26 protein-coding genes, 2 tRNA genes and 1 pseudogene are annotated in these 24,367 nt (G+C 41.5%); 14 read left to right on the top strand and 15 right to left on the bottom strand.

Annotated elements, in window-relative coordinates:
• A partial coding sequence (gene uvrC, locus E0H81_RS14505) for an excinuclease ABC subunit UvrC (RefSeq protein WP_131319888.1) occupies window positions 1-1,320 on the bottom strand: 1,320 nt, incomplete at its 3' end.
• Window positions 1,321-1,510: 190 nt separating this feature from the next.
• Between uvrC and E0H81_RS14500 the strand changes: the two genes are divergently transcribed.
• The 3 genes from E0H81_RS14500 to fadA all read left to right on the top strand — a co-directional run bounded on the left by E0H81_RS14500 (window position 1,511) and on the right by fadA (window position 6,435).
• Window positions 1,511-2,560, top strand: a complete 1,050-nt coding sequence (locus E0H81_RS14500) for an AAA family ATPase (protein WP_131319886.1) — start codon at window positions 1,511-1,513, stop codon at window positions 2,558-2,560.
• A 536-nt stretch (window positions 2,561-3,096) separates the two neighbouring features.
• A complete protein-coding gene (gene fadB / locus E0H81_RS14495) occupies window positions 3,097-5,250 on the top strand; it encodes a fatty acid oxidation complex subunit alpha FadB (RefSeq protein WP_131319884.1) in 2,154 nt (717 codons plus the stop codon).
• A 12-nt stretch (window positions 5,251-5,262) separates the two neighbouring features.
• Window positions 5,263-6,435: an acetyl-CoA C-acyltransferase FadA gene (gene fadA, locus E0H81_RS14490; protein WP_131319882.1), complete on the top strand. Its 1,173-nt coding sequence runs from the start codon at window positions 5,263-5,265 to the stop codon at window positions 6,433-6,435.
• A gap of 58 nt (window positions 6,436-6,493) precedes the next feature.
• On the opposite strand, the gene E0H81_RS16025 is transcribed toward fadA, so the two are convergent.
• Window positions 6,494-6,682, bottom strand: a complete 189-nt coding sequence (locus E0H81_RS16025) for a hypothetical protein (RefSeq protein WP_244926548.1) — start codon at window positions 6,680-6,682, stop codon at window positions 6,494-6,496.
• Window positions 6,683-6,725: 43 nt separating this feature from the next.
• Window positions 6,726-7,622, bottom strand: coding sequence for a hypothetical protein (locus E0H81_RS14485; RefSeq protein WP_205677730.1), 897 nt, complete (start codon window positions 7,620-7,622; stop codon window positions 6,726-6,728).
• A gap of 207 nt (window positions 7,623-7,829) precedes the next feature.
• Between E0H81_RS14485 and E0H81_RS14480 the strand changes: the two genes are divergently transcribed.
• Window positions 7,830-8,450, top strand: a complete 621-nt coding sequence (locus E0H81_RS14480; RefSeq protein ID WP_131319880.1) for a hypothetical protein — start codon at window positions 7,830-7,832, stop codon at window positions 8,448-8,450.
• 97 nt (window positions 8,451-8,547) lie between these two features.
• On the opposite strand, the gene E0H81_RS14475 is transcribed toward E0H81_RS14480, so the two are convergent.
• From E0H81_RS14475 to E0H81_RS14445, 7 genes are all read right to left on the bottom strand, one after another.
• The gene (locus tag E0H81_RS14475; protein ID WP_205677729.1) at window positions 8,548-9,078 is read right to left on the bottom strand and encodes a hypothetical protein; all 531 of its coding nucleotides are present in this window, start codon (window positions 9,076-9,078) and stop codon (window positions 8,548-8,550) included.
• A gap of 276 nt (window positions 9,079-9,354) precedes the next feature.
• Window positions 9,355-10,083 carry a class I SAM-dependent methyltransferase gene (locus E0H81_RS14470; RefSeq protein WP_131319878.1) on the bottom strand — a complete coding sequence of 243 codons (729 nt, stop codon included), beginning with the start codon at window positions 10,081-10,083 and terminating at the stop codon, window positions 9,355-9,357.
• A 27-nt stretch (window positions 10,084-10,110) separates the two neighbouring features.
• Entirely contained in the window at window positions 10,111-10,812 is a 702-nt protein-coding gene (locus E0H81_RS14465) for a hypothetical protein (protein WP_131319876.1), read from the bottom strand.
• Between the two features lie 17 nt (window positions 10,813-10,829).
• On the bottom strand, window positions 10,830-11,276 hold the full coding sequence (locus tag E0H81_RS14460; protein ID WP_131319874.1) for a hypothetical protein: 447 nt from the start codon (window positions 11,274-11,276) through the stop codon (window positions 10,830-10,832).
• A 109-nt stretch (window positions 11,277-11,385) separates the two neighbouring features.
• Window positions 11,386-11,461, bottom strand: a tRNA-Phe gene (locus E0H81_RS14455).
• 135 nt (window positions 11,462-11,596) lie between these two features.
• Window positions 11,597-11,672 (bottom strand) — tRNA-Phe (locus E0H81_RS14450).
• 197 nt (window positions 11,673-11,869) lie between these two features.
• Window positions 11,870-12,247 carry an acetyl-CoA sensor PanZ family protein gene (locus E0H81_RS14445; protein WP_131319872.1) on the bottom strand — a complete coding sequence of 126 codons (378 nt, stop codon included), beginning with the start codon at window positions 12,245-12,247 and terminating at the stop codon, window positions 11,870-11,872.
• 93 nt (window positions 12,248-12,340) lie between these two features.
• On the opposite strand from E0H81_RS14445, the gene hisB reads away from it, so the two are divergent.
• The 6 genes from hisB to E0H81_RS14415 all read left to right on the top strand — a co-directional run bounded on the left by hisB (window position 12,341) and on the right by E0H81_RS14415 (window position 16,805).
• Window positions 12,341-12,934: an imidazoleglycerol-phosphate dehydratase HisB gene (gene hisB / locus E0H81_RS14440; protein ID WP_131215223.1), complete on the top strand. Its 594-nt coding sequence runs from the start codon at window positions 12,341-12,343 to the stop codon at window positions 12,932-12,934.
• Entirely contained in the window at window positions 12,934-13,551 is a 618-nt protein-coding gene (hisH, locus tag E0H81_RS14435) for an imidazole glycerol phosphate synthase subunit HisH (RefSeq protein ID WP_131319870.1), read from the top strand. The genes hisB and hisH overlap by 1 nt, the downstream gene beginning before the upstream one ends.
• 166 nt (window positions 13,552-13,717) lie before the next feature.
• Window positions 13,718-14,251, top strand: a complete 534-nt coding sequence (locus E0H81_RS14430) for a DUF805 domain-containing protein (protein WP_131319869.1) — start codon at window positions 13,718-13,720, stop codon at window positions 14,249-14,251.
• Window positions 14,252-14,356: 105 nt separating this feature from the next.
• Window positions 14,357-15,034, top strand: coding sequence for a 3'-5' exonuclease (locus tag E0H81_RS14425; protein ID WP_131319867.1), 678 nt, complete (start codon window positions 14,357-14,359; stop codon window positions 15,032-15,034).
• Window positions 15,035-15,101: 67 nt separating this feature from the next.
• On the top strand, window positions 15,102-15,833 hold the full coding sequence (hisA, locus tag E0H81_RS14420) for a 1-(5-phosphoribosyl)-5-[(5-phosphoribosylamino)methylideneamino]imidazole-4-carboxamide isomerase (RefSeq protein WP_131319865.1): 732 nt from the start codon (window positions 15,102-15,104) through the stop codon (window positions 15,831-15,833).
• Window positions 15,834-15,902: 69 nt separating this feature from the next.
• Entirely contained in the window at window positions 15,903-16,805 is a 903-nt protein-coding gene (locus E0H81_RS14415; protein WP_131319863.1) for a DMT family transporter, read from the top strand.
• 214 nt (window positions 16,806-17,019) lie between these two features.
• Here E0H81_RS14415 and E0H81_RS14410 read toward each other — a convergent pair whose 3' ends face one another.
• From E0H81_RS14410 to E0H81_RS14400, 3 genes are read right to left on the bottom strand one after another with little or no spacing between them, the layout of a single operon-like run.
• Window positions 17,020-17,412, bottom strand: coding sequence for a DUF4870 family protein (locus E0H81_RS14410; protein ID WP_131319861.1), 393 nt, complete (start codon window positions 17,410-17,412; stop codon window positions 17,020-17,022).
• 30 nt (window positions 17,413-17,442) lie between these two features.
• A complete protein-coding gene (locus E0H81_RS14405) occupies window positions 17,443-18,066 on the bottom strand; it encodes a DUF1294 domain-containing protein (protein WP_131319859.1) in 624 nt (207 codons plus the stop codon).
• 15 nt (window positions 18,067-18,081) lie between these two features.
• Window positions 18,082-19,032: a homoserine kinase gene (locus tag E0H81_RS14400; protein WP_131319857.1), complete on the bottom strand. Its 951-nt coding sequence runs from the start codon at window positions 19,030-19,032 to the stop codon at window positions 18,082-18,084.
• Window positions 19,033-19,145: 113 nt separating this feature from the next.
• On the opposite strand from E0H81_RS14400, the gene hisF reads away from it, so the two are divergent.
• On the top strand, window positions 19,146-19,904 hold the full coding sequence (hisF, locus tag E0H81_RS14395) for an imidazole glycerol phosphate synthase subunit HisF (protein ID WP_131319855.1): 759 nt from the start codon (window positions 19,146-19,148) through the stop codon (window positions 19,902-19,904).
• A 394-nt stretch (window positions 19,905-20,298) separates the two neighbouring features.
• On the opposite strand, the gene E0H81_RS14390 is transcribed toward hisF, so the two are convergent.
• The gene (locus tag E0H81_RS14390; RefSeq protein WP_131319853.1) at window positions 20,299-20,895 is read right to left on the bottom strand and encodes a sterol desaturase family protein; all 597 of its coding nucleotides are present in this window, start codon (window positions 20,893-20,895) and stop codon (window positions 20,299-20,301) included.
• A 51-nt stretch (window positions 20,896-20,946) separates the two neighbouring features.
• Window positions 20,947-21,810: pseudogene (locus E0H81_RS14385) on the bottom strand (IS982 family transposase).
• 178 nt (window positions 21,811-21,988) lie between these two features.
• On the opposite strand from E0H81_RS14385, the gene E0H81_RS14380 reads away from it, so the two are divergent.
• The 3 genes from E0H81_RS14380 to E0H81_RS14370 form a co-directional block, all read left to right on the top strand.
• Window positions 21,989-22,981, top strand: coding sequence for an AraC family transcriptional regulator (locus E0H81_RS14380; RefSeq protein WP_131319851.1), 993 nt, complete (start codon window positions 21,989-21,991; stop codon window positions 22,979-22,981).
• A 92-nt stretch (window positions 22,982-23,073) separates the two neighbouring features.
• Window positions 23,074-24,149 (top strand): IS3 family transposase gene (locus tag E0H81_RS14375; RefSeq protein WP_131319849.1). Its coding sequence is split into 2 segments (ribosomal slippage): window positions 23,074-23,326 and window positions 23,326-24,149, totalling 1,077 coding nucleotides; the frame shifts between segments, so codons are not numbered across the junction.
• A 72-nt stretch (window positions 24,150-24,221) separates the two neighbouring features.
• The coding region (locus E0H81_RS14370; protein ID WP_165492629.1) for a transposase at window positions 24,222-24,367 on the top strand (146 nt) is incomplete at its 3' end.

Raw genomic sequence — 24,367 nt, 5'->3', positions numbered from 1 at the left:
GGCCGCATAGTCATCACCGCCGGTAATATCTTCAATGGAAAACTGGCGATAATCACGTTTCCGCGCACCGCCCGAATCGAACACCACACATGAAGCAATGGTGGCTTCACCCATGGTATGCGAGATATCAAAACATTCAATCCGGTCAATCGGACGACCCACCACACTTTCTAACTGATGGAATCGTTCATTCAATTCAAAATGATTGGCCAACTGCCCTTTAATGGCATGTTGCACATTCATATTGGCCAACTCTAACCACTCGGCACGGGTTTCCCGGACAGCGTGCTTAATCTTTACTTTCTTGCCAAATTCCTGTTGCAGCGCCTGTTCCAATTCTTTTTGATCGGGTAATTCGGTATTAATGATCAGCTCGGCAGGTACTTCATCTGCGACCTGAAAATAAAAGTTTGCCATAAAGTCCGACAGCATTTGTCCCAAATCATCACCCAGCATATCCGGGAAATAGCTTTTACCACCGAGCATTTTGCCATTGCGTACATGCATAATCTGCACACAGGTCACGCCTGCATGATAGGCAATCGCCAGAATATCGGCTTCACCTTTGACTTTGTAAATCGCTTGTTGCGATTGCACATCCCGCAGCAGCGCCATCCGGTCACGGTAAAACACCGCCTTTTCAAATTCCAAGGCTTCAGCTGCCGCTTCCATTTTGGCAATCAGTTCCTGATTCAGCTCTTTGGTATCGCCTTGTAAAAAACGGATCGAGTTATTGACATCTTCTTGATAATCTTCAGGTGAAATCAAACCCACGCAGGGCGCGGTACAGCGCTTGATTTGGTACTGCAAACACGGGCGTTTACGCTGCGAGAAATAGCTGTTTTCACACTGGCGCACGTTAAACAGTTTTTGCAGCACCACCAGGGTATCACGGGCATTATAGGCACTCGGGTACGGTCCAAAGAACTTGCCGACCTGATGCTTGCCTTTGCCTCGACCACTGGCAATGCGTGGATAAGGCTTGTCACTGGAAACAAAGATATAGACGTAAGATTTATCATCGCGCAGCATGATGTTGTACGGCGGACGATGCAATTTAATCAGGTTTTGTTCAAGCAATAAGGCTTCGGTTTCGGAACGGACAATTAGCGTTTCAATATCATAAATACGTGCCACCAAAGCCTGTGTTTTCGGATGCTCGATGGTTTTAACGAAGTAGCTCGACACGCGGTTTTTTAGATTTTTGGCTTTACCGACATACAGTAATTCGCCGTCTTTGCCCAACATCCGGTAAACACCGGGCAAAGTCGTCATATTGGCTAAAATCTTTTCTATATTTTCACGTGCGTTTTCGTTCACATTCAGCCTTATTCACAATGATGTCTGCTCTGCTACATGATGTGATGGTTTTCACGCCATTTTCAAGCCAATTCGGTATTTTTCCCGTAATCATGCAAAGTTCCAGCAATCACCTGATTGCTAAAAGCTATAAGTAAATCTGGCTTATTTTGCTATGCTCAAGCCATCTGAAAAATTTGGATCAAACTGAATGACGACCCACAATCATGCCATGCATATCGTTAAGCCTGTAACTGCAACGCATAGCACATCTGAAAAAGATAAACTGATTGGCAAACCTCGTTTTCATTTTGAACCCAAACAGGTGATGCAACTCCTGCATGACCGAATTATTGGACAGGATGCGGCACTGCAAGAAATCGAAAAAATGTTGCATGTGGTCAAAGCCGACTTTTCCAGTCCTGAACGCCCTTTATCTGTGACTTTAATGCTGGGTCCAACCGGGGTCGGCAAAACTGAAACTGTGCGCTTAATTAGTGAGGCGATTTATGCACGTCCTGATGCTTTTTGCCGTATTGATATGAACACCTTGGCGCAAGAGCATTATGCCGCAGCCATTACTGGCGCACCTCCCGGCTATGTCGGTTCCAAAGAAGGCCATAGCCTGTTTGATGAAACCGCTATTGCAGGTTCACATACCCGTCCGGGCATTGTGCTGTTTGATGAGCTGGAAAAAGCCTCCATAGAAGTGATTCGCAGTTTAATGAATGTACTGGATACCGGAAAACTGACTTTAACCTCAGGTACCAAGACCATTGATTTTCGTAACTGCATGATCTTTATGACCAGTAATGTCGGTGCACAAGCCGCGCAGCAATATCTGGATAAACTGAATTTCTTGCCGAAAAAAATGCAGGATATTTGCCTTAAAAAAATACCGACCAAAACCATTATTGAAAAAGTAATGTTTAAAAAATTCGATCCTGAATTTTTAAACCGGATTGATCGCACCTTGCATTATCAGGCGGTTCAGGAAAATGCCTTGCCGAAGCTGGTCGAGATTGAACTGGAAAAACTCAATCAGCGGCTACAGCATCAAAAGCGTACTGTGGTTTTAACTGATGCAGCCAAAGCTCACTTCTACAAAAATCATGATATCCGTTTTGGCGCACGCCATTTGGCGCGCAGGATGCGAACCGAACTGGAACCGATTCTGGCGATTTACTTTTTAAATTATCCGGAAAAAGCGCAGCTCACCGTGAATGTTGATGCTGGCCAGTTAATGATTCAGCCCGAATAATTCTTTAAATAATCAGCTAAACAATTAGCTCAATCATCCTCCAGACAATCACCTCAATCATCATCGTTGCAGCAAACATTCGGCAACGTATTGGACTGCAAATGCGTTCATTTTTATTCAAATGAAATACGCCTCAAAGCTGCCGATTTGCTATCTTCAGCTTAAAATTTTGCGACAATGACGACTTCACTGAATTAAAAATTTGGCTCAATTGACTTTTTTGACCAAAACAAGCCAATAAAAAACTTGAAATCCGCAACTTACCCCCGATATAAATAACCACGAAATGATTAAAAAATCTTAATTTAAACAAAAAGTTCATCACATTTTTACAAAGTACAGTAAAAGTAAAGCTGTCCATCACAAGGGTTTGTTGAAAAAAATTTGATGACCCTTGCGTCACGGCTTGATACAACTTGTTATGTTCTTTTTGGATATAGTTATCGTAAGATTAGCGAAGCTCGATGTGCGCGGGAAATGCGTACATGCTTCAGAACATCAACTTAATAAGTCCTCCAAAATAAAGGAGATCAGGCATGATCCACGCTGGCAATGCCATTACCGTCCAAATGCTTTCGGACGGAATTGCAGAATTCCGCTTTGACTTACAAGGTGAGTCGGTCAACAAATTTAACCGTGCAACGATTGAAGACTTTAAAGCTGCAATTGACGCTGTTAAAGCAAATAGCGACGTTAAAGGTTTAATCGTTACCTCTGGTAAATCAACATTTATCGTAGGTGCAGACATCACTGAATTTGGTGATAACTTTGCTCAAGGCGAAAAAGCAATTGTGGATTGGGCAATGCCTGTTCACGAAATTTTCAACAGCTTTGAAGATTTAGACATTCCTAAAGTTGCTGCAATCAATGGTATGGCATTGGGCGGTGGTTTTGAGATGTGTCTGGTATGTGACTACCGTGTCATGTCAGAAGCAGCTCAAGTCGGTCTGCCTGAAATCAAACTGGGTATCTTCCCGGGCTTCGGTGGTACAGTTCGTTTAAGCCGTGTGATTGGTATCGACAATGCAGTTGAATGGATGGCGATGGCTAATCCTAAACGCCCTGATGCTGCACTGAAAGACGGTGCGGTTGATGCGGTGGTTGCTGCTGACAAACTTCAAGCCGCTGCAATTGACCTGGTGAAACAAGCGATTGCTGGTCGCCTTGACTGGAAAGCAAAACGTCAGGAAAAACTGGATCCGGTTAAACTCAGTCCAATCGAACAGATGATGGCGTTTAACTCATCTAAAGGCGTGGTTCTGGCGAAAGCAAACCCTGCTCAATACCCTGCGCCTAAACTTCTTCTTGATTCTTTACAAGCAGGTGCAAGCCTTCCACGTAACGAAGCATTGAAAGTTGAAGCTGAAGGTTTCGCGAAAGCTGCGGTAACGCCACAAGCGGGTGCATTGATTGGTTTATTCCTCAATGACCAGCTGGTGAAGAAAACTTCGAAGAAACATGAAAAAGGTGCACACCCTGTAAACCAGGCGGCTGTTCTAGGCGCAGGGATCATGGGTGGCGGTATTGCTTACCAAGCGGCAAGCAAAGGCACACCAATCATCATGAAAGACATTGGTAACCCGCAATTGGCGTTGGGTATGTCTGAAGCGAACAAATTGTTGACCAAACAAGTTGAACGCAAAAAAATGACCCCTGCGAAAATGGGTGAAACCCTTGCTCGCATCCGCCCGACTTTAAGCTTGGAAGAGTTTAAAGAAGTGGACATCGTGATTGAAGCGGTAACAGAAAATCCTAAGATCAAAGCTGCGGTTCTTGCGGACACTGAAAAATCAGTACGTGAAAACACCATCATTGCATCTAACACATCTACGATTTCAATCACGCGTTTGGCAGAAAGCCTGCAACGTCCTGAAAACTTCGTGGGTATGCATTTTTTTAACCCAGTTCACATGATGCCTTTGGTTGAAGTGATCCGTGGTGAGAAAACATCTGCTGAGGCAATTGCAACGACTGTGGTTCTTGCTCAGAAAATGGGTAAAACGCCAATCGTTGTCAACGACTGCCCGGGCTTCCTTGTGAACCGCGTATTGTTCCCTTACTTTGGTGCGTTTGACCTATTGCTTAAAGATGGTGCTGACTTCCAGCAAATCGATAAAGTAATGGAACGCTTCGGCTGGCCGATGGGCCCTGCTTACTTGATGGACGTTGTCGGTATCGACACGGGCGTTCACGGTGCAGAAGTCATGGCTGAAGGCTTCCCTGACCGTATGAAACCGGACTTCAAAGGTTCGATTCAAACCATGTATGAAAACAAACGTCTGGGTCAAAAGAACGATGTTGGTTTCTACAAATACGAGTTAGACCGTAAAGGCAAAAAAGCGAAAAAAGTTGATCCTACAGCGTATGAATTGATTGCATCTGTAGTGACTGGCGAAAAACGTGAATTTGATGCGCAAGAAATCATTGACCGTATGATGCTGGCTTTCTGTAACGAAACTGTCCGTTGCTTAGAAGACAACATTGTCGCGACTGCATCAGAAGCAGACATGGCGATGATCATGGGTGTAGGTTTCCCTCCATTCCGTGGCGGTCCAGCACGTTACATCGACCAAACAGGTGTTGCTGAATACGTTGCGCTTTGCGACAAATATGCACACTTAGGTAAAGCTTATGAAGCGCCACAAATGTTGCGTGACATGGCTGCTAACAACAAAAAATTCTACGGTTAAGGAGCAACGTGAATGGCTATTTTAAATCCACGTGACGTTGTCATCGTTGATGGCGTACGTTCAGCAATGGGTAAAACCAAAAACGGTATGTTCCGCAATGTACGTGCTGACAGCTTGTCTGCTGAATTAGTGCGCGCATTGGTTGCTCGTAACCAGTTTGATGTAAACGAAGTTGAAGACGTGATCTGGGGCTGTGTAAACCAGACCCTAGAACAGGGCATGAACATTGCGCGTAACATCGCATTGCTTGCTGACCTGCCAAAAACTGTTGCAGGTCAAACTGTAAACCGTCTTTGTGGTTCATCTATGCAGTCTATTCATACTGCTGCAGCGCAAATTGCAACCAACCAAGGTGATATCTTCATCATTGGTGGTGTAGAGCACATGGGTCACGTAGGCATGATGCACGGCATCGACCTAAACCCAGAAGCATCTAAGCATTATGCTAAAGCGTCTAACATGATGGGCTTAACCGCTGAAATGTTAGGTCGTATGAACGGCATTACGCGTGAAGAACAAGATGCGTTTGGTGTGGAATCACATCGCCGCGCTTGGGCTGCAACACAAGAAGGTCGTTTCAAAAACGAAATTATTGGTGTTGAAGGTCACGACGCAAACGGTTTCAAAATCCTATGCGACGTAGACGAAGTGATTCGTCCAGATGCTAACCTTGAAGCCTTCCGTGCTTTACGTCCAGCATTTGACCCGAAAGGCGGTACAGTAACTGCAGCTACATCTTCAGCCTTGTCTGACGGTGCTTCTGCAATGCTACTGATGTCTGCTGAACGTGCTCAAGCATTAGGTCTTAAGCCACGTGCTGTGATTCGCTCTATGGCGGTTGCAGGCTGTGATGCAGCAATCATGGGTTACGGTCCAGTTCCAGCTACGCAAAAAGCGCTTAAACGTGCTGGCTTGTCAATTTCTGATATTCAAACTTTTGAGTTGAACGAAGCGTTTGCTGCACAAGGTTTGTCGGTTCTTAAAGGCTTAGGCATTTATGACCAACAAGACCGTGTGAACTTGAACGGTGGCGCGATTGCACTGGGTCACCCATTGGGTTGTTCTGGTGCGCGTATCACAACGACGCTTCTAAACGTAATGGAGCAACAAGATACGCAAATTGGTCTTGCGACCATGTGTATCGGTTTAGGTCAAGGTATTGCAACAATCATCGAACGTGTTTAATTAAACACTGAGATATAAAAAATCCTCGCTTTATGCGGGGATTTTTATTATTAAGAGATTAAGATTTAAAGTTTTTTAATAAAGAAGATAGTTGCTCCATTCCATCAAATGTCGACGGTATCCTGTCATCCGATGAGACAATAGAAGAAAATATTAGGCTCTCAAACTTTTCAAAACCTTCTTTATTATGCTCTTTTAATTCTTTTGATTTTTCCGCATAACTTTGAATAAATTGACATAAAGTCATTCTCAATTCTAATTGCATTATCTGAGATTTAAGGGATTTTAAATCAATGAGAGAAACTCGTAAAAAATAAAATAATAATGATAGAGATAGTGGGTAATGCTATGAATCCTAAAATACCTAAATTTGTATTAAGAGATTTATAATTAAATAAAACCCAAATTAACTCTAAAATTGGAATAATTACGATACCTGCTGCAAGCCCTGTAAATCTTTTTTCAAGAGAAGGTACTAAGTCTACTTTTTCCTTTTTTAAAGCACTAAATCCTTGATATAAGCCTACAAAGTTAAAGCCTGTTTCATAAGTATCAAGTTTATCTTTAAGAATTTCTACAGCAGCCTTTTTAGCTTCAAATTCACTATTCCAAGTATCAATTTTAGAAACTGTTTCATCTCTAGTACGAATGAATTCTTCAACCTTCGATATATCCGCACTTTGAATAGCACTTGATAAAGCTATCGCATGTTCAGAATGAAACTCCTCTTGCATGATTAAAGTAGGCAGATCATCAAATAAATCTACACACCATTTCGACCTTTCTATAAATTCATGCCTATTATCACGTACCAATTCATTTAGAAAATAAAAATTACTTCCCTGATCCATTCGATAATTATTTCGAAAAGTTATTTCTCTAACGTAAATTACTAAATAAAGAGCTAACCTATGTAATCGATAAGTATTGTCTTCATCAGTGAAATTTTGGAATCCCCCATCCCATGCTCTTACTAATTCCAATCCTTTAAAATTTCTGCACGTGATTAATTTCTCATTCAAATAATTAATGAAAGTTTCTTTATTAATTTCAAATCCTAATGCCGACAGTTGTTTTGCTAACTCTCCTACAAAATTATTCTGCTCTTTTAAATTTTCAGCCATCTGGAGAATATTATTAATGACCTCCAATGATTCATTAACATTGAATTCGAACTTTTCACCCATAGCTTCCCCCTAATAAATATATTTCTTATAATCTACAGATCATACCTTATGTAACTGTCCGCAACATCCTGTTATTTCTGTGTAAATTTAGTTGAATATTCAAACAACCAAGCCAAGCTAAGCTATTCACTTTTAAAAATTTAGTATCTCAAGCGTTAAAATAAAAAGTACAAAATCTCTCTTTATTCTCACAATTGAGTAATCATCATGAATACTATTAAAACTACTTTGGCTATCGCTTTAGTTGCAGCAACTACCTCTGCTATGGCTGTAACTGCTGTAGAAACTACTCCAGCTGCTAAAGTTGCTGCTGCAAAAGCACAAGTAAAAGCAGATGCTGCTAAAACTGCGACTGCTGTTAAAAACACAGCTGTTGCGACTAAAGAAAAAACTGCTGCTGTTTCTAAAACTGCTGCTCAAAAAACTGTAGCGGCTAAAAACGCGGCTGTAGCAAAAACTGCTGACGTGAAAGATGCGACTGTCGCTAAAACTGTAGCTGCCAAAGATGCAACTGTTGCTAAAACTGCTCAAGTAAAAGACGCTGCTGCTGAAAAAACTGTAGCTGCTAAAGATGCAGTTGTCGCTAAAACTGTTGCAGCTAAAGACGTGACTGTTGCTAAAGCAACTGAAGCAAAAGATGCTGTTGTAGAAAAAACTGCCGAAGTGAAAGATGCAACTGTTGCTCAAGCAACTGAAGCAAAAGACGCAACTGTTGAAAAAGCAGCTGATGTAAAAGAAGCAACTACTGAAAAAGCCGATGCCGCTAAAGCTGAAGTAAAAGCTGAGAAAAAATCATTCTTCTCTTGGTTTAAAAAATCTGCTGCTTAATTTGCGCTAACGCATTTTAGCCGTAAAAAAAGGATGCCATTTGTGAGCATCCTTTTTTAGTTATAGCCAAAAATATTTTTATCTGAATACTGCCCAACTAGCGAATACCATTATTTGGTATCGGTCTTTGCTGTTGTTGCAACTGTCTGATTGCTTCATTTTGCGAAGTATTTTCCAACGTACCCAATGAAATTTGCTCCCGAGCGATTTGTACATTGGTTGCGCTACGGTCTATACCAAAACGTTCAAGCAGAACATACAAACCTTCTCTTGGATCAGGTGATTGCAAACCTTGGGCAATGGCTAAAACATATTGCTGCTGTTCCAATGGCAAGCTGTTTATATCTGGCATGGGTCCATCAGGCACAAGATCTATGGTCGCTACAATAGTGGGGTTAACCACAAAGTTTTGAGTATCCATCTGGATCTGCATAATTCGATGCTGCAAAGCCCTCTCTTGTTGCGGGTTCCATTTATATTGAATGACTGGTGTGGTTTTAGCTCTTAACTCGGATTCCGTTAACGGACTTAATCCAGGGGCATCGGCTATATCAGCAAAAGTAGAGCAAATGGAAAAACTTCCGGCAATCGCTACAATTGCGCAGGACAAATTTTTTAGGAGATTCATGGCAGTTCTACTCAACAATGAATTGAAGTAAACAAACAACCGTCGACACCCAAAATTGTATAATAAACCCTGTATTTGGTAGCCTTCGCCCAGATAAGTGGTCTGAGTCGCATCTTAATTTTTATTCAACAATCATTTGATTTGGCATCTTTATATACATGAATTTTATATTAAAAATTTTAATTTTTATGATGCTAATTTTCCAGAAATCATCTTTTTAGCTCTAGCTTGGCCACAAAAAACTGCCCAACAATCCTGCCGCTTAATTTTTTATTTTTAAACCATTCCTACACGTAGCAGGACAGGAAATGTTACATCTAAATTTTCTGGTACAGCGTGTAAAGCGTTTGAAATAAGCTGCAGCGGGTCATGATGGTTTTTTTCCTGATAATGCGTGAGTGCTGACCATGTTTTTAAATAGCTCAACAGTTGCTGCGAAGACCATTGATATTGCAAATGCATCTCTGGTACAGCCTGTTCATTAAAAGGAAATGGAATGCTTTGATACAGCTCATCAATATAACGGCGCTCAGCATCCCAATAGCCGTTTAAGGTTTCAAAGTACAGCTGTTGAACCAAACTGTTAATCGCAGCATCCTGTATCTCAATTAAGCCATAACCAATGGCTACAAACACCCCTTGCGGTTTAAGCACCCGTTTAACTTCTTTATAGAAGGCGTCAAAGTCAAACCAGTGAATGGCTTGAGCCACCGTAACCAAGTCAACAGATTGCGCAGGAAGATTGCTCTGCTCGGCTGCCTGCACCTGATAGCTGACATTTTCAAAATAAGGCGCTTGCTGCAACTGTGCTTCACTGATATCGGTTGCCACCACATAATTGAAATATGGGGCCAATAACTGGGTAAATTGTCCAGACCCTGCTCCACAATCCCATGCGAAATTCCGCTCCGGCACATGCTTTAAAATTTCTTTCACAATTTGAATGGAATAATCTGGGCGGGCTTGTTTATAGCGAAGACTATGCTTGGAAAAGAGGTCTTTCATTGAATTATTTCCAAAATATTCCTTAATTTAATCAATCACCTGTTCAATTTCAAAACTGGTCTGGGCTATCGGATTGAGCTGATCATTCAACTGGTAATACTTAACATCATACGTCCCGGCTTTCCAGCCTTTCAGTGGATTAAGACTGACCCAGTTCTGCTCCCGATTGCCACTGATCCGCTGTGGCATAAAAAACAACATTTCACCTGTAGTGCGGTTGCTCCAGCGGATAAAAACCTGCTCGTTATTAGGGACTCTTCCCAAAGTATCAAAATGGGCAAATAACTGCTGTCCGGCATAAATCTGCCTCGGCAATACACTATTTGCTGCATATTGCTGCTGGGTCGTCACCGTGGCTTTTCCTGCCAAAACTTCATTCGGATCATTTTTTGCATCAACAAATTCACTGACCAGACGTTTGGCAAATGTGTGCTTATTTTGAATACTGGATAAGTCATAGCCCGGAAAGGATTGTTCCAGATATTTGTTGACCTGTTCAGTGGTCGCGCTATCTATAACCGAATTAACCTGTGCTTTCTGGTTTTTTAGCTGCTGTTGCAATGCAAGGCTATTTTCAGGCTGAGTCTGGGCTTTTTGCTGGATCCGCTGAATAAAATTTTCCACAGCAATATCCTGATGTGGTTCAGGAACAGGTAGTACAGATTCAGGCTTGGACTGGGCAACAAAATAACCCAATCCAAAACAGAGAATGCCGCTAAGGAACGGCATGAAAAATTTCATGCCGATTAATTACAGCTGATGGTTTCAGTAAAATTGCCAGCATTGACAGTTAAACTTCCACTGGAAAACAATGTCCCTGCACTGACTTGCTGCCGAGTCAAATTCGTACCTGGAAGCAATCTCAACCCTTCTGAGGTACAAATACCGGTCTGGGTATCATTGGTGAGCCTTAACACGCAGCCATCGGTTGTTACTCTATGCCTATTCGCTACCGGCTGGGCACAGACCTGCGTAATCACTGAAGATGCAGACTCTAAGTCACATGCGGAACAATCCTGACTCGCACCGCCACAAGCATTGGCTGCCCTTTCACTGCGGCAAACATAGGTTTGTGAGCCGAAGGTGAACGTTTTTTCAAAAGAAGAGTTAAAGTTGTCGCCGCTTCCACTACCGCCACAGGCAGTCAGCAGCACAAAGATTAAAGTTAATATTGAACATCCAATTCTTTTCATTTTTTTATTCTCGAATTGTTATTGCGGTTATTTTATACGAAAAAAGTTCAGCCCCAAAAAACGCTGACAAAAAAAAACCTCAAACATTGTTTGAGGTTTTTTTCAAATATGGTGGCGAGACCCAGGATCGAACTGGGGACACACGGATTTTCAATCCGTTGCTCTACCTACTGAGCTATCACGCCGATGCGGTGTATTAAGCCGTATCTGTCATCAATAGTCAATATAATTCACCACATTTTTATTTGATCGAATATTTTTTGCCCAAAAAAAATCCCTGATGGGATCAGGGATTGAAATCTTGGAATAGATTTTGAATATGGTGGCGAGACCCAGGATCGAACTGGGGACACACGGATTTTCAATCCGTTGCTCTACCTACTGAGCTATCACGCCGATGTCGCGTATTAAACAATTTAAGTGTTTTTCAGTCAAGCAGGTTTTATGCTTTTTGAAACAACCGTTTATTTTTACAGCAAATATCATGTTATTTGCTTATTTTTTATTTAAAACTCAATTCATTATTTAACCCAGTATTATTTCAAGGCATAAAAAAACAGCGCGATGGCTGCTTTTTTATAACGTATTCAAGCTTAAATTTTTTCTAAATGCGCCAGACAACGGTGAATGGCCCCACAGCCCGGTTCAAACGTCTTCACGCCTTTGTCTTCTTCCATTCGGCAGACTTCACTCACCAGCCTTTCCGCAACGCCGCGTCCACGGTTGGCAGGGTGAACCACAACATTTTCCAGAACCCGACTTTCCCCTTGTCCCGTGCACCAAATCGCCCCAATCAACTTAGTATTAAATTCTGCTGTGTAAACTAAGGTATACTGAGCCAAGTTTTGCTCTAGTTGTTCAATGGCATCCTGCCCATCTCCAAATTCCGGGCTGGTGTCATACAGTCGCTCAAGCTGGCTGCGCACTTCGTCATTTTCTAGTGAAGTATAAGCATGTACGGTTATAGGCATTGATTAACCCTCCTGAGCAATCTAATATGCGATGATTTCGTCATCGCGAAAAATTTTATATCATCATTTTTGACGTTTTTGAGGAACGTGTCTATGACGCAACGTATCAGTGAAGTGGTAAGAAACACTAACGAAACCAAAATTCGAGTTCGGGTGAATCTTGATGGTACAGGTCAAGGCACTCTCAACACAGGTGTTCCATTTTTAGATCATATGATTGATCAAATCAAGCGCCATGGCTTATTCGATATCGACATTCACTGTGATGGTGATCTGGATATCGATGACCATCATACTGTGGAAGACTGTGGTATCACGCTCGGTCAGGCTTTCGCCCAGGCATTGGGTGATAAAAAAGGCTTACGCCGTTATGGTCATTTTTATGCACCACTGGATGAAGCTTTAAGCCGTGTCGTGGTCGATTTATCTGGTCGTCCTGGCTTGTGGATGGATATTCCATTCACTCGCGCCCGTATTGGTACCTTTGATGTTGATCTATTCTCTGAATTTTTTCAAGGTTTTGTGAATCACGCGTTAATGACGCTGCACATTGATAACCTGAAAGGTAAAAATAGCCACCACCAAATCGAATGTACATTTAAAGCTTTTGCACGCGCACTGCGTATGGCCTGTGAAATTGATCCACGTGCAGAAAACACTGTTGCTTCAACCAAAGGGACTTTGTAATGACCCGTATTGCCCTTCTTGACTATGGCATGGGAAATTTACACTCTGCAGCCAAAGCCTTAGAGCATGTCGGCGCAACTGTAGATGTGACCAATGATCCCAAACTGATTGCCCAGGCCGATAAAATTGTATTTCCCGGTGTAGGCGCAATGCGTGACTGTATGCAAGGCATGCATGAAGCAGGTATTGATGAAGTGGTACGCAATGCCGTATTTAACAAGCCAGTTCTTGCGATCTGTGTCGGTATGCAAGCGTTGATGCAGCGCTCTGAAGAAAATGGCGGTGCAGATGCGCTGGGTATTTTTGCAGGTGAAGTAAAGCATTTCCCAGAAATGGCGGGTTTAAAAGTGCCGCATATGGGCTGGAACCAGGTACATCAGGCAGACCCAAGCCATCCAATGTGGAAAGACATTGAACAGGATGCGCGTTTCTACTTCGTGCATAGCTTCTATGTTGAACCGAAAGATACGGCTCTGGTCGCTGCAACCTGTGACTATGCTTTAGAGTTCTGTACCGCGCTGCATAAAGAAAATCTATTTGCAACACAGTTTCACCCGGAAAAAAGCCATACCGCCGGTTTGCAACTGTTGAAAAACTTTGTGGAATGGAAAATCTAAGCCTCCATTTTCAGATCTTTTAAAAGCTCAACTCTGGTTGGGCTTTTTTATGGGCTGAAATTGCTTGGTTTATATAAATTTGACTATTTTTTATAGATTTTAATTGTTATGATATTTATGCAAATCATTATATTTAAACAATAATTAAAATTATAGGGTATAAAAAATGAATCAAAAATATCAAACCAGTGAATCCGCCTTAAGTCCAAGTGGACGTTTTGGTCGCCTGTCTTATCTAGGCTGGAACATGCTAATGAGTTTTTCTATCCTGATCATTATCGGGATTATTGCGGCTTTTTCACCGGGCTTGCTTGCTGATCCCACCACCATGACTGGCTCTTCCATGCTGGCAACGGTTCTGATCGGAGTCGCTTACATCGTCCTATTATATTTTAGCTTTGTTTTTACCATTCGCCGTCTGCATGACCGCAATCACATCGGCTGGTTATCCCTTTTAATCCTGGTTCCTGGAATCAATCTTGTTTTTATGCTGTACCTGATTTTTGCCAAAGGTGATGACAGAAGCAACCAATATGGCCCTCGACGTAACACCAAAGGCTGGGAAAAAGTGTTGGCCTGGATTTATATTTTAATTTTCCCTTTAGCTATTTTAGCTGCGATTGCACTTCCGGCTTATCAAGATTATGTGACTCGCGCTCAACAGGCGCAGATGGAACAAAGTATCCATCACGTGGATTGATGCTTTTAAATCCTGGATAAAGCCCATGATCAATGGGCTTTATTTTTGCCTAAAATCTGAAAAGCGATTAAGCTGAATTTAAAATAAATCACTGTACTGATTATCATGGAAGAGTCTCTGCTTCAAACGCTACCCAGCAAAGAACAAATTCAGGCATTGCCTGTATTTCAGAATCTTCCCATGCAACAGATTCATCTCATTCATAACATTGAACAATGTCTTGTCCTTGAACAAGAATTAAAAAGCTGTGCCTTGCTCGGTTTTGATACCGAATCCAAACCGACCTTTGCCAAGGGGGAAGTATCAACCGGGCCGCATCTGATCCAATTGGCCAGTCATGACGCAGCCTATTTATTTCAAATTAACCCTGAAATACTAGAATTTCTAAAGCCAGTTTTTGAAAGTCGGGATCAGATTAAAGTCGGCTTTGGTCTAAAGAATGATGCACATCTTTTTCGTAAAAAAGGCATTGAGCTGAATAGCGTGATTGAACTGTCTAAATGCTTTTCTGCCTTTGGTTACCCCAATCCTATGGGGCTGAAAAATGCCATGGCACTTTTATTTCAGGTGAATTTTCCCAAAAGTAAAAAAATCAGTACCTCCAACTGGGCACGTAAAACACTGACTCCAGCCCAAATTCAATATGCGGCGGCCGATGCTTATGCACCGGTCCTAGTGTTTGAAGAATTGCATCGTCTGGGCTTGCTTCCTGAACATATTCCCAACACCTCATTGAAATTACGTCTACGCCCGAACAAAACAAAAGCTGAAACTGATGCTTAGAGATTTAGAAATACTTTGCTAAGATGACAAACAATAACTTTAACGAGATTAGGCAAGGAGCGAAAGCATGCTGATCATCCCTGCAATTGACCTGAAAGATGGCAAATGTGTCCGTTTAAAACAAGGCCGTATGGAAGACGATACCGTATTTTCTGACGATCCAGTTGCAACTGCACAGCATTGGGTAAATGAAGGCGCACGCCGCTTACATTTGGTTGATTTAAACGGTGCTTTTGCCGGTACGCCCATCCATAAGCCAGTGGTTGAAGCCATTGCTAGATCTCAGCCGGATTTACCGATCCAGATTGGCGGTGGCATTCGTTCGCTGGAAACAATCGAGCATTACCTACAAGCTGGCGTATCTTTTGTGATTATCGGGACTAAAGCAGTTCAAAATCCTGAATTTGTTGAAGAAGCCTGCAGAAAATTCGCCGGTCACATCATTGTCGGTATCGATGCCATGAATGGCATGGTGGCTACCGATGGCTGGGCAAATATCACTGACATTAAAGCGACTGATCTGGCAAAACGCTTTGCCGATGCCGGTGTATCCAGCATTGTTTATACCGACATTGCCCGTGATGGCATGATGCAAGGTGTCAACATCGAACAGACTGTCAACTTGGCGACTTATTCAGGTTTGCCGGTGATCGCGTCTGGTGGTGTAACCAATCTTGACGACGTTCGCAACTTAAAAGGCCAGCCGGGCATTTTAGGTGCGATTACCGGTCGTGCAATTTACGAAGGCACATTAAATCTTCGTGAAGCGCAATCACTTTGGGATGATCAATCCATCTAAATATTGATTCGTCCTTAAGAGGTCTTCGGACCTCTTTTTTATTTCAATCAATTTCTTCGCTGTATAGACATGTCAAACGCTCCTTCCGGGTTTAAAAGCAAAGCCCCGCAACTTGCCTTAATTCTGATTACCATGATATGGGGCGGATCATTCCTGACCGTGCAATACGGTTTAAATTTTGCCAGCCCGATGTTTTTTGTCGGCTGCCGTTTTGCCGCAGCGATGTTATTTGTCTGTCTTTTTTCCTGGAAAGATTTAAGCGGAATCAATCTAAAAGAAATTGCTGCCGGTGCGTTGATTGGCTTGGTGATTGCGATTGGCTATGGCACACAAACCATTGGACTCAAAATCATTAGCAGCAGTGAATCGGCCTTTTTAACCGCACTGTATGTGCCTTTAGTACCCATTTTATTGTGGCTGTTATTCCGCAAAACCCCACAGATTATGACGTGGTGCGGTGCAGTCTTAGCATTTTTAGGTTTGGTATTTTTAACGGGTAACGGTTTCGGTCAAATCCAGCTGAACTTCGGGCAGATTATTACCCTTCTCGGTTCAATCGCGATTGCCCTTGAAATTATTCTGATTAGTTTATTTGCCGGTAAAGTCAATGTTCGCCGTGTCACCGTGATTCAACTCGGTTTTGCGTCTGTTTTTGCCTTTTGCATGATGCCAATAGCTGGCGAAGTATGGAACCCTGTGTTCTCTTGGCCCCTAATGATCATTCTCTGTGGACTGGGCTTGGCCAGTGCAGCCATTCAACTGGTGATGAACTGGGCGCAGCGTGAAGTTGATCCCTCTCAAGCAGCAATCATTTATTCAGGTGAACCGGTTTGGGCAGCACTGATCGGCCGTATGGCTGGTGAACGCTTAGCTTTAGTTGCTATTTTAGGAGGCGCATTGGTGGTGTTAGGTGTGATTGCAAGTGAATGGAAACCGAGGTTTTTAAGGAAGAATAAGGAAGTAAATCCTTAAGAGCTTAATTTTTCTCTTCCTAGCCTTTTCCCTAACCCTCTCCCCGAGGGAGAGGAAATGGCTCACGTGATCATCTCTGGATATAAGCTTCTCCTCCCTTCTAGAAAAAGAAGAACATTGCTCTGTAAGGAGAAGCTAACTTACCAATTTTTAGAACGATACTCTTTCAAAAAAAGCGGCATAACGCCGCCTTCAATATGAGGAATAAATTGAGTTATTGATACATCGGTTGATTATCATTCAAACGCATAATGCCGCGAATAGCACGATAGACAATCCAGATCCAGGAAAGACCAATGACACTCAAGCAGAATGTGGTGGCAATCAGTGCCACACCCGCGAACAGGTCAGTATTTTCACCGGTAAAAAACAAGAAAAAGAACGGAATAAAAGCAACAATATTCCAGAATAAATACCACCAGAAGGTACGAATTTGCCAGGTAAAATGGCTTTCAAAAATAGAGCCGCGTACATCGCTGCGCTTGACGTAGTTAATGATTAATGCAATAACCGCCAGTAAGCCACCTGAAAAAATAGCAATAATATAAAGAACATACAAAATTAAAGTCAGAGTACGATTGGAGTCTTTATCTATAGAATAATTCATTGTTATACCTTTTAAAGGAATTGTTCTGCTTTAAAATTTAATGAAATTTAAAGGAGAAATTAGCCATAAAATCAAAAGAATGTTTAAGGCTATGGTACAAAAATAAATCTTTCTAAAGGGTTGTTTTTGTGTTTTATGACGCAGTCTTTCTTGTGCCAGCCATGCGGTAGGCCAGCCCCCAAGAAAGGATAAAATATGCAAACTCTGTTCAGGTATACGGCGATTGCCCAGTAGAGCCGCCTCTTTATCTTGCGCATACAGCCAGTAAGACAGGGCATTCACAATGCTGATAAATAACAGCACCATTCCACTTAACATTCCCAGAAGGGTGAAAACAGCCAAAGCCAAAATATAAGCAATACAGGCGATTTGCATCGGTTTTAATTTTTGCTGCTGTCCCTTTACATTTTTCGGTTTGGGCAATATTTTTTGTGTTTGTGATGCCTTGAGGTACATCACCTGCTGCGCACGGAAACGCCCGTCCCCATCCAGCAAGACCGTATATTCCAGTGCGCAGCCGACAATCGGGCGCGGACCTTGACGGGCAAAATCCTTAATGTGTAAAAACACGCGATCTTTCGAGGCATCGTTCGGTTGAATAAAACCATAGCCTTTGTCATCAAACCATTCGACTAATCGCCCCTGATCGCGCATTTCTATTTCCTATTTTTAAGCAGTGACAAATTTTAGTCTTTCTATCAGCATATTACGCATCTCTTGCGGATTTTTCTGCAAAATATCATCTCCAGTACGCCCCTGCTGTGCATTTTTTTGTGCCACTTGCAAACGCATCAGCCAAAACCGAGCCGCTGCCATAGCCAGATAAATCTCTAAACAGGCTTTTTCATCAGTAGTTAATGGGCGCACAGTTTCATAGGCTTCTAGGAACGCCTGTGCCTTCACTTCATTTAAATGCACCTCCGGATATTCGGTACAGAAGTCATTTAAAGTAATGGCGATATCAAACAGAAGTTCATCTTTATTCAGTTCGTAAAAATCTAGAATACCTTTTAATTGATTACCTTCAAACAAGGTATTGTCACGAAATAAGTCTGAATGAATAAAGCCCTTCGGACGGTTGGGATAGACCGCAGTTAAGGCCTCATAAAGCCCCAGCACTTCACTCAATAAAATAGCATCGGCAGGATTTAAAGTCGGTTTTAATTCTTTAGCGACTTGTAACCAATAGTCATGATTACGATATTCTGCACGTTCCAATGGAAAATCTTGCAATGCGATATGCATTTTTGCCTGCGCAACGGCAATGGCTTGTGCCTGTTCCACCGTTGATGGCATCGGGTGTTTGCCCAGCATGCGTGGCGCAATTTGAGCAGGCTTGTTTTTTAAGCTATGAATCGCTTTACCCTCATAATTTAAGGGCACTGGCACCGCTAAGCCAGATTTACCTAAATGCTCGAGTACCGGAACCAGTTCTCCTGCACCCTGCTCATCCATCTCTTCAAATATAGTCAGTACATACTGCGTGGCATTTTCACAGACTAAAAAATAGTTGGTATTCTGAATACCTCCTTGAATCGGAATCAGGTCAATCACCTCTAATCCATAAGGTGCTGCAAAAGCCTGAACTTCCTGTAAAGTCAAAGGGGTATAAACCGACATAGAAAACCTGCAAAAAAACTTACATAATTTTGATAGAATACCTGCTCCAACTACCAAGGTGTAGCACCTTCGTGGCGAAGTTTCATAATCGGCTGTTATTTTTGGAAAAAATTATGCTTGCTAAACGTATTATTCCTTGCCTTGACGTAGATAATGGTCGAGTGGTGAAAGGTGTGCAATTCCTTGATATCCGTGATGCAGGCGACCCGGTTGAAGTTGCACGTCGCTATAACGAACAAGGTGCCGATGAAATTACCTTCCTGGACATTACTGCAACATCAAGCGGCCGTGACACCACATACCGTACGGTTGAACGTATGGCAGAAAGTGTATTCGTTCCATTAACCGTAGGCGGCGGTGTACGTAAAGTTGAAGATATCCGCTCATTACTGAATGCCGGTGCAGATAAAGTCAGCATTAACTCGGCTGCGGTATTCAATCCTGAATTTGTACAAGAAGCATCGCAACGCTTTGGCGCACAATGTATTGTGGTTGCCATTGATGCGAAAAAAACTGCTGACAATAAATGGGAAATTTTCACCCATGGCGGCCGTAAACCGACGGGTATTGATGCCATTGAATGGTCAGTAAAAATGGCCGAATATGGTGCTGGCGAACTGCTGATTACCTCGATGGATGCTGATGGCACCAAATCCGGTTATGACCTCAAATTAATGCGTCAAATCAATAATCGTGTAAACATTCCGACCATTGCTTCCGGTGGTGTTGGCTGTTTACAACATTTAGCAGATGGTATTTTACAAGGCGGGGCAGATGCTGTCTTGGCCGCCTCTATTTTCCACTTTGGTCAACATACTATTCTTGAAGCAAAACAATATTTAGCTGCACAAGGCATTGAAATGCGTCTCTAAAACCTTAATGCGTTGTTATATTTAGCACGTTGTTATAAAAAGAGTGTTTTTAAAACACTCTTTTTTTATTTTGATAAGATCATGATAAAAATTAGAGATAAAAAAAGGGAGTCTTAGAGACTCCCTATAAACCAAGAAAACTACAGCGCGTGGTTTCTTGTAAGGTACAACAAAAGATATATCCACTGCTTAAGTCAGATTTTGTTACAACTTAAGCATGCGGCAAATATAGGTTAAAAAAGCATTGGAATATTGACCATCAATGCCAAAAACATTGACAATTTACGACATGACTTAAAAAGTGACGATCTATAGTCCATTTAAAATCAAAAAATTAGCTCAAACTCATGAAAATTTAAAACCCTAAACGCTAAATTCTTTATCTCTCAACCGATCATGGAAGCACTTTTTCTACCCATTTTGCAGGAAAGTAAGTGGCTGCGACAAAATTCAATATCTTTGACACAGCTGCAGGCAATACCATGCCCAGTGGATTCTGTTCTTGTAAATCTTTTGACGAAATCACTCGGGTTCCGAGCACATAATCAAACCAGGGTTTGGTCACACACCAGTTGGCATCTTGATTGGAATTCATATGATGATCATAATGCCAGGGAATTTTTTTCATTGCCCAGTCCGGCTCTAAGTGGGCACGGCGATGAATATAGTAATAATTACAGGCACTATAAACTGCAGCTGCTGCCATACCTTTCGAGACAGGATAAAACATTAAACTGGTGCTCGTGGCTACCACAGCCAGAGAAATGATTTCATTTTTAGTGCGCCAATTGGAAATGCCTTCGACATAGCCATGATCATAAAAATCCGTTTTTCGCACTTCACGGTGGTGTTCCCAATGCGATTTCATGCTGTCAGGTACAGGGCTATAACGCGGCTTTCCACTTCGATGGGTACCATGCAAAATATATTTATGGGCAATCCATTCAAAGCCATTGGCCACAACCAGTCCAACCAAAAATCCCTTCCACATATCACTTCCCCGTCAATTGTATTGAATATAACCTGAGTTCGAAGGGATTCCTCAGCCATTTAACAAATTTTTAAAGGTTGGCTTATGGGGATTTAAACAGTAAGCCACTACACCCGCCATAACATTCACCATAAAATTATTGATCGATCTATGACGTGTGTGTTCTATCTGATGTTAATTCTTCAACTGATCATTCACTGTTTCAATCAAACCACGCCTTGATAATAACTCTTTTTCTTGCTGTGTTTTTGGTTTGGCATTCTTCATCGATTTACGAACAGGAGTCAATAATTTTAGTCCTCTAGCAGCTAAAATTTCTGTCTTAGCTTTACTCAAATAGCCTTTATCACCTAATAATACACCTTTCAATTCTAAGGTAATTGCCTCAAGAACGGAGACATCATGGACATTTCCTGAAGTCACTTTCAGATTTATGATTTCACCTAAATTATTGATAACAAGATGTAATTTAAACCCATAGAACCATCCTGTACTACTTTTTCCACGATTTGCTAAATCTTTGAAAACACGATGTCTTTTAATTCTAAGATTATGACAAACCACTAATTTAGTAGAATCAATAATACTAATACCAGTGTCTTTACCTTTTACTTGATGGAAGAAACTGCTCAAAGCTTGCAAACACCGAGGCATGATTTCAATAAAGCGGTTGTAGCTCAGAAGTTTTGGAAAGGCTGATTTCCAAAAAGGAATGATCATTTGGCAATAAAAATATTTAAAGAAACGGAAGCCCGATTGATGAAAAAGAATGACGATTGTCATGACTTCAGAAAGGCTCAAAGCAGATTTTTGAGTTTGCTGATTTTGGTGGGCAATAAGAGATTTCTCTAAGGATTCATCAAAGATTTTGCAAAAATCATCCAAAATACAAAATAATTCGGTAATATGATCCATAGAAAGCCTTGTGTTTTAATGTTTTGTCTTGAGAACCAATACGTTACAAATACTAAGGCTTTTTTTCTACTCTTTTTTAGATCGAACTCAGGTGTATTGAATATAGACAATGAACTATGCTAAATATTGAACATAACATAAAATTTCATTGATAAATTACGATAATAAAAAGATCAATATGCAGCAATTTAAAGATTACACGGGCTCCGTTTACGGTGGACTTGGACATTTGCTTTATGCCTATAGCCAAGCTAAAGGTTTAACTATTTCTGAAAAACTGAAACAGATCCAAAACCTAGAACGCGTTGACTTCTGTCTTTGGCGTGACTTACTGACAGAGATGCAGCAACATTGTCAAATTCCTGCCTTTGGACTTGAGGTTGCCGAATTTGTACAACCCAAACATCTCGGTATCATTGCTTATATTGCATTGTCCTGTAATACCTTAGGGGAAGCCTTACAACGTTATCATGATTTTCATCGCTTAATTTATGATGGCAGTCCCCTGCAGGTCAATATGCTGGATAATTATTTAGCCATTGGTTGGGGAGATATTCCCTATCATCTCACCACCCAGGTCACTCACGAACTTTCTATCGCCTTGATGTTACAATTCCTGAAATGCTTCATGGCCTTGGATGACATTCACATACATGAAGTTCATTTTATTCATCCGGCACCAAAAAACATCGCGATCTATGAGCAATATTTCCGTTGCAAAGTTCGCTTTTCACAGCCGGTTTCCCAAATTATTATCCCTGTTTATGAGCTTGCCAAACCTTTTCACCAAGGTGATCAGACCTTGCAACATTTGCTGATGCAGCAAGCTCAAGCACTGTTAAATAAACTTCCGAATTCCACCCAACTGGACCAGCGTCTACAACAGGCAATTTTAACCGGCTTGCAAAAAAACCAGTATCAAATCGAACCTATCGCGCAGCAATTAAACATGTCGGTACGCCAGCTACAGCGCCATTTACAACAACAAGGCACAACCTATCAACAGCGCATGCAAGAAGTTCGGCATCTGTTGGCAGAACAATATTTAAAAGATCCGCATTTAAGCCTGCAAGAAATTGCTTTATTGCTGAGCTATTCTGAACAAAGTGCTTTCCAACGTGCCTTTAAACAATGGAGTGGCTTTACCCCACAACAATGGCGACAACAATAATATTTAAAACCGAATTCCAGTGGTAATGCCCCCCGCAAATAATTGGACTTAAAAGTAGAAAATCGAATACCCTTGATTTAAGGAGATTTTCTATGAAAATATCTAAATATTCAGACAGCTTAATTATGAGTATTTTGAAACAAGCTGAAGCAGGAACACCTGTTCCAAACCTTTGCCGTGAGCATGGAATGAGCACCGCAACTTTCTATAAGTGGAAGTCTAAATATGGCGGAATGGATCTTTCCATGATGACTAGGCTTAAAGAATTAGAGGCTGAAAATGCCCGTTTAAAACGTATGTATGCTGATGAGCGGCTTAAATCTGACATTTTACAAGATGCTCTTTCAAAAAAGTTTTAAGGCCAGTTCAGCGGAAGTCTCTTGCACAGCAGGCTGCTGAGCAGTTTAAGATTTCTATCAGCATGGCCTGTTTAATTTTTAATGTTAGCCAAACCTGTTATCGCTATAAGGCCCTTTTGAAAGAGGAAAATGTTCAAATCGCTGAGTGGTTGATTAAGTTATCAAATGAAAATAAAACGTGGGGTTTTAAACTCTGCTATCTGTATTTGCGCAATGTAAAAGGTTATGGATGGAATCACAAACGCATATATCGGATCTACAAAGAGCTTGAACTTAACTTAAGGATTAAACCCAACAAACGAATTAAGCGAGAACAACCAGAAACCCTTGCAGTACCAACAGCTAAGAATGAGTCATGGTCAATGGATTTTATGCATGATCAACTCAGTGATGGGCGTAGCTACCGTGTGCATAACGTCATTGATGATTACAATCGAGAATCGTTAGATATCCTTGTTGATTTCTCATTACCGGCTGAACGTGTTCTGCGGGGGCTTAACCAATTAATTGAATGGCGAGGCAAACCTAAACATATTCGATCCGACAATGGGCCTGAATATATAAGCGATTTAATGAAAGAATGGTGTGATCAACATGATATTGAGCATATCTTCACTCAGCCAGGTAACCCTCAACAAAATGCCTATGTTGAACGATTTAATCGCACAGTTCGATACGAATGCCTAAACCAATATTTATTTAGAGAGCTTAGTGAGGTTCAAGACTGTACAACCTTATGGCAGTACTTTTATAATCATGAACGACCTCATATGTCAGTAAATGGTTGTCCACCTAATTTTAAACAATAACAAGGGTGATGTGTGCTGAGAAAACAGGAGGTTTTAACTTGGTAAACTATAGACACTCATCAGGAGTTTACCATGAGCAAGAAACAGAAGACTTACACCGCAGAATTTAAAGTTGAAGCAATAAAATTGATTGAAGCCAATCAAGGCAATGTATCGGAAACAGCCAGACAACTTGGCATTTCAATGCAAACTCTTTCAAATTGGAATAATAAAGCAAA

Origin of the sequence: Acinetobacter terrestris (genome assembly GCF_004331155.1) — a bacterium.
GTDB lineage: Bacteria > Pseudomonadota > Gammaproteobacteria > Pseudomonadales > Moraxellaceae > Acinetobacter > Acinetobacter terrestris.
The sequence above is the reverse complement of the archived record's forward strand: the minus strand, read 5'-3'. Positions and strand labels throughout refer to the sequence as shown.

Bases quoted from the DNA above. Each gene is read 5' to 3' on its own strand.
- E0H81_RS14500 (WP_131319886.1), top strand. From the start codon at position 1,511: ATGACGACCCACAATCATGCCATGCATATCGTTAAGCCTGTAACTGCA.
- fadB (WP_131319884.1), top strand. From the start codon at position 3,097: ATGATCCACGCTGGCAATGCCATTACCGTCCAAATGCTTTCGGACGGA.
- fadA (WP_131319882.1), top strand. From the start codon at position 5,263: ATGGCTATTTTAAATCCACGTGACGTTGTCATCGTTGATGGCGTACGT.
- E0H81_RS16025 (WP_244926548.1), bottom strand. From the start codon at position 6,682: ATGACTTTATGTCAATTTATTCAAAGTTATGCGGAAAAATCAAAAGAA.
- E0H81_RS14485 (WP_205677730.1), bottom strand. From the start codon at position 7,622: ATGGGTGAAAAGTTCGAATTCAATGTTAATGAATCATTGGAGGTCATT.
- E0H81_RS14480 (WP_131319880.1), top strand. From the start codon at position 7,830: ATGAATACTATTAAAACTACTTTGGCTATCGCTTTAGTTGCAGCAACT.
- E0H81_RS14475 (WP_205677729.1), bottom strand. From the start codon at position 9,078: ATGAATCTCCTAAAAAATTTGTCCTGCGCAATTGTAGCGATTGCCGGA.
- E0H81_RS14470 (WP_131319878.1), bottom strand. From the start codon at position 10,083: ATGAAAGACCTCTTTTCCAAGCATAGTCTTCGCTATAAACAAGCCCGC.
- E0H81_RS14465 (WP_131319876.1), bottom strand. From the start codon at position 10,812: ATGCCGTTCCTTAGCGGCATTCTCTGTTTTGGATTGGGTTATTTTGTT.
- E0H81_RS14460 (WP_131319874.1), bottom strand. From the start codon at position 11,276: ATGAAAAGAATTGGATGTTCAATATTAACTTTAATCTTTGTGCTGCTG.
- E0H81_RS14445 (WP_131319872.1), bottom strand. From the start codon at position 12,247: ATGCCTATAACCGTACATGCTTATACTTCACTAGAAAATGACGAAGTG.
- hisB (WP_131215223.1), top strand. From the start codon at position 12,341: ATGACGCAACGTATCAGTGAAGTGGTAAGAAACACTAACGAAACCAAA.
- hisH (WP_131319870.1), top strand. From the start codon at position 12,934: ATGACCCGTATTGCCCTTCTTGACTATGGCATGGGAAATTTACACTCT.
- E0H81_RS14430 (WP_131319869.1), top strand. From the start codon at position 13,718: ATGAATCAAAAATATCAAACCAGTGAATCCGCCTTAAGTCCAAGTGGA.
- E0H81_RS14425 (WP_131319867.1), top strand. From the start codon at position 14,357: ATGGAAGAGTCTCTGCTTCAAACGCTACCCAGCAAAGAACAAATTCAG.
- hisA (WP_131319865.1), top strand. From the start codon at position 15,102: ATGCTGATCATCCCTGCAATTGACCTGAAAGATGGCAAATGTGTCCGT.
- E0H81_RS14415 (WP_131319863.1), top strand. From the start codon at position 15,903: ATGTCAAACGCTCCTTCCGGGTTTAAAAGCAAAGCCCCGCAACTTGCC.
- E0H81_RS14410 (WP_131319861.1), bottom strand. From the start codon at position 17,412: ATGAATTATTCTATAGATAAAGACTCCAATCGTACTCTGACTTTAATT.
- E0H81_RS14405 (WP_131319859.1), bottom strand. From the start codon at position 18,066: ATGCGCGATCAGGGGCGATTAGTCGAATGGTTTGATGACAAAGGCTAT.
- E0H81_RS14400 (WP_131319857.1), bottom strand. From the start codon at position 19,032: ATGTCGGTTTATACCCCTTTGACTTTACAGGAAGTTCAGGCTTTTGCA.
- hisF (WP_131319855.1), top strand. From the start codon at position 19,146: ATGCTTGCTAAACGTATTATTCCTTGCCTTGACGTAGATAATGGTCGA.
- E0H81_RS14390 (WP_131319853.1), bottom strand. From the start codon at position 20,895: ATGTGGAAGGGATTTTTGGTTGGACTGGTTGTGGCCAATGGCTTTGAA.
- E0H81_RS14380 (WP_131319851.1), top strand. From the start codon at position 21,989: ATGCAGCAATTTAAAGATTACACGGGCTCCGTTTACGGTGGACTTGGA.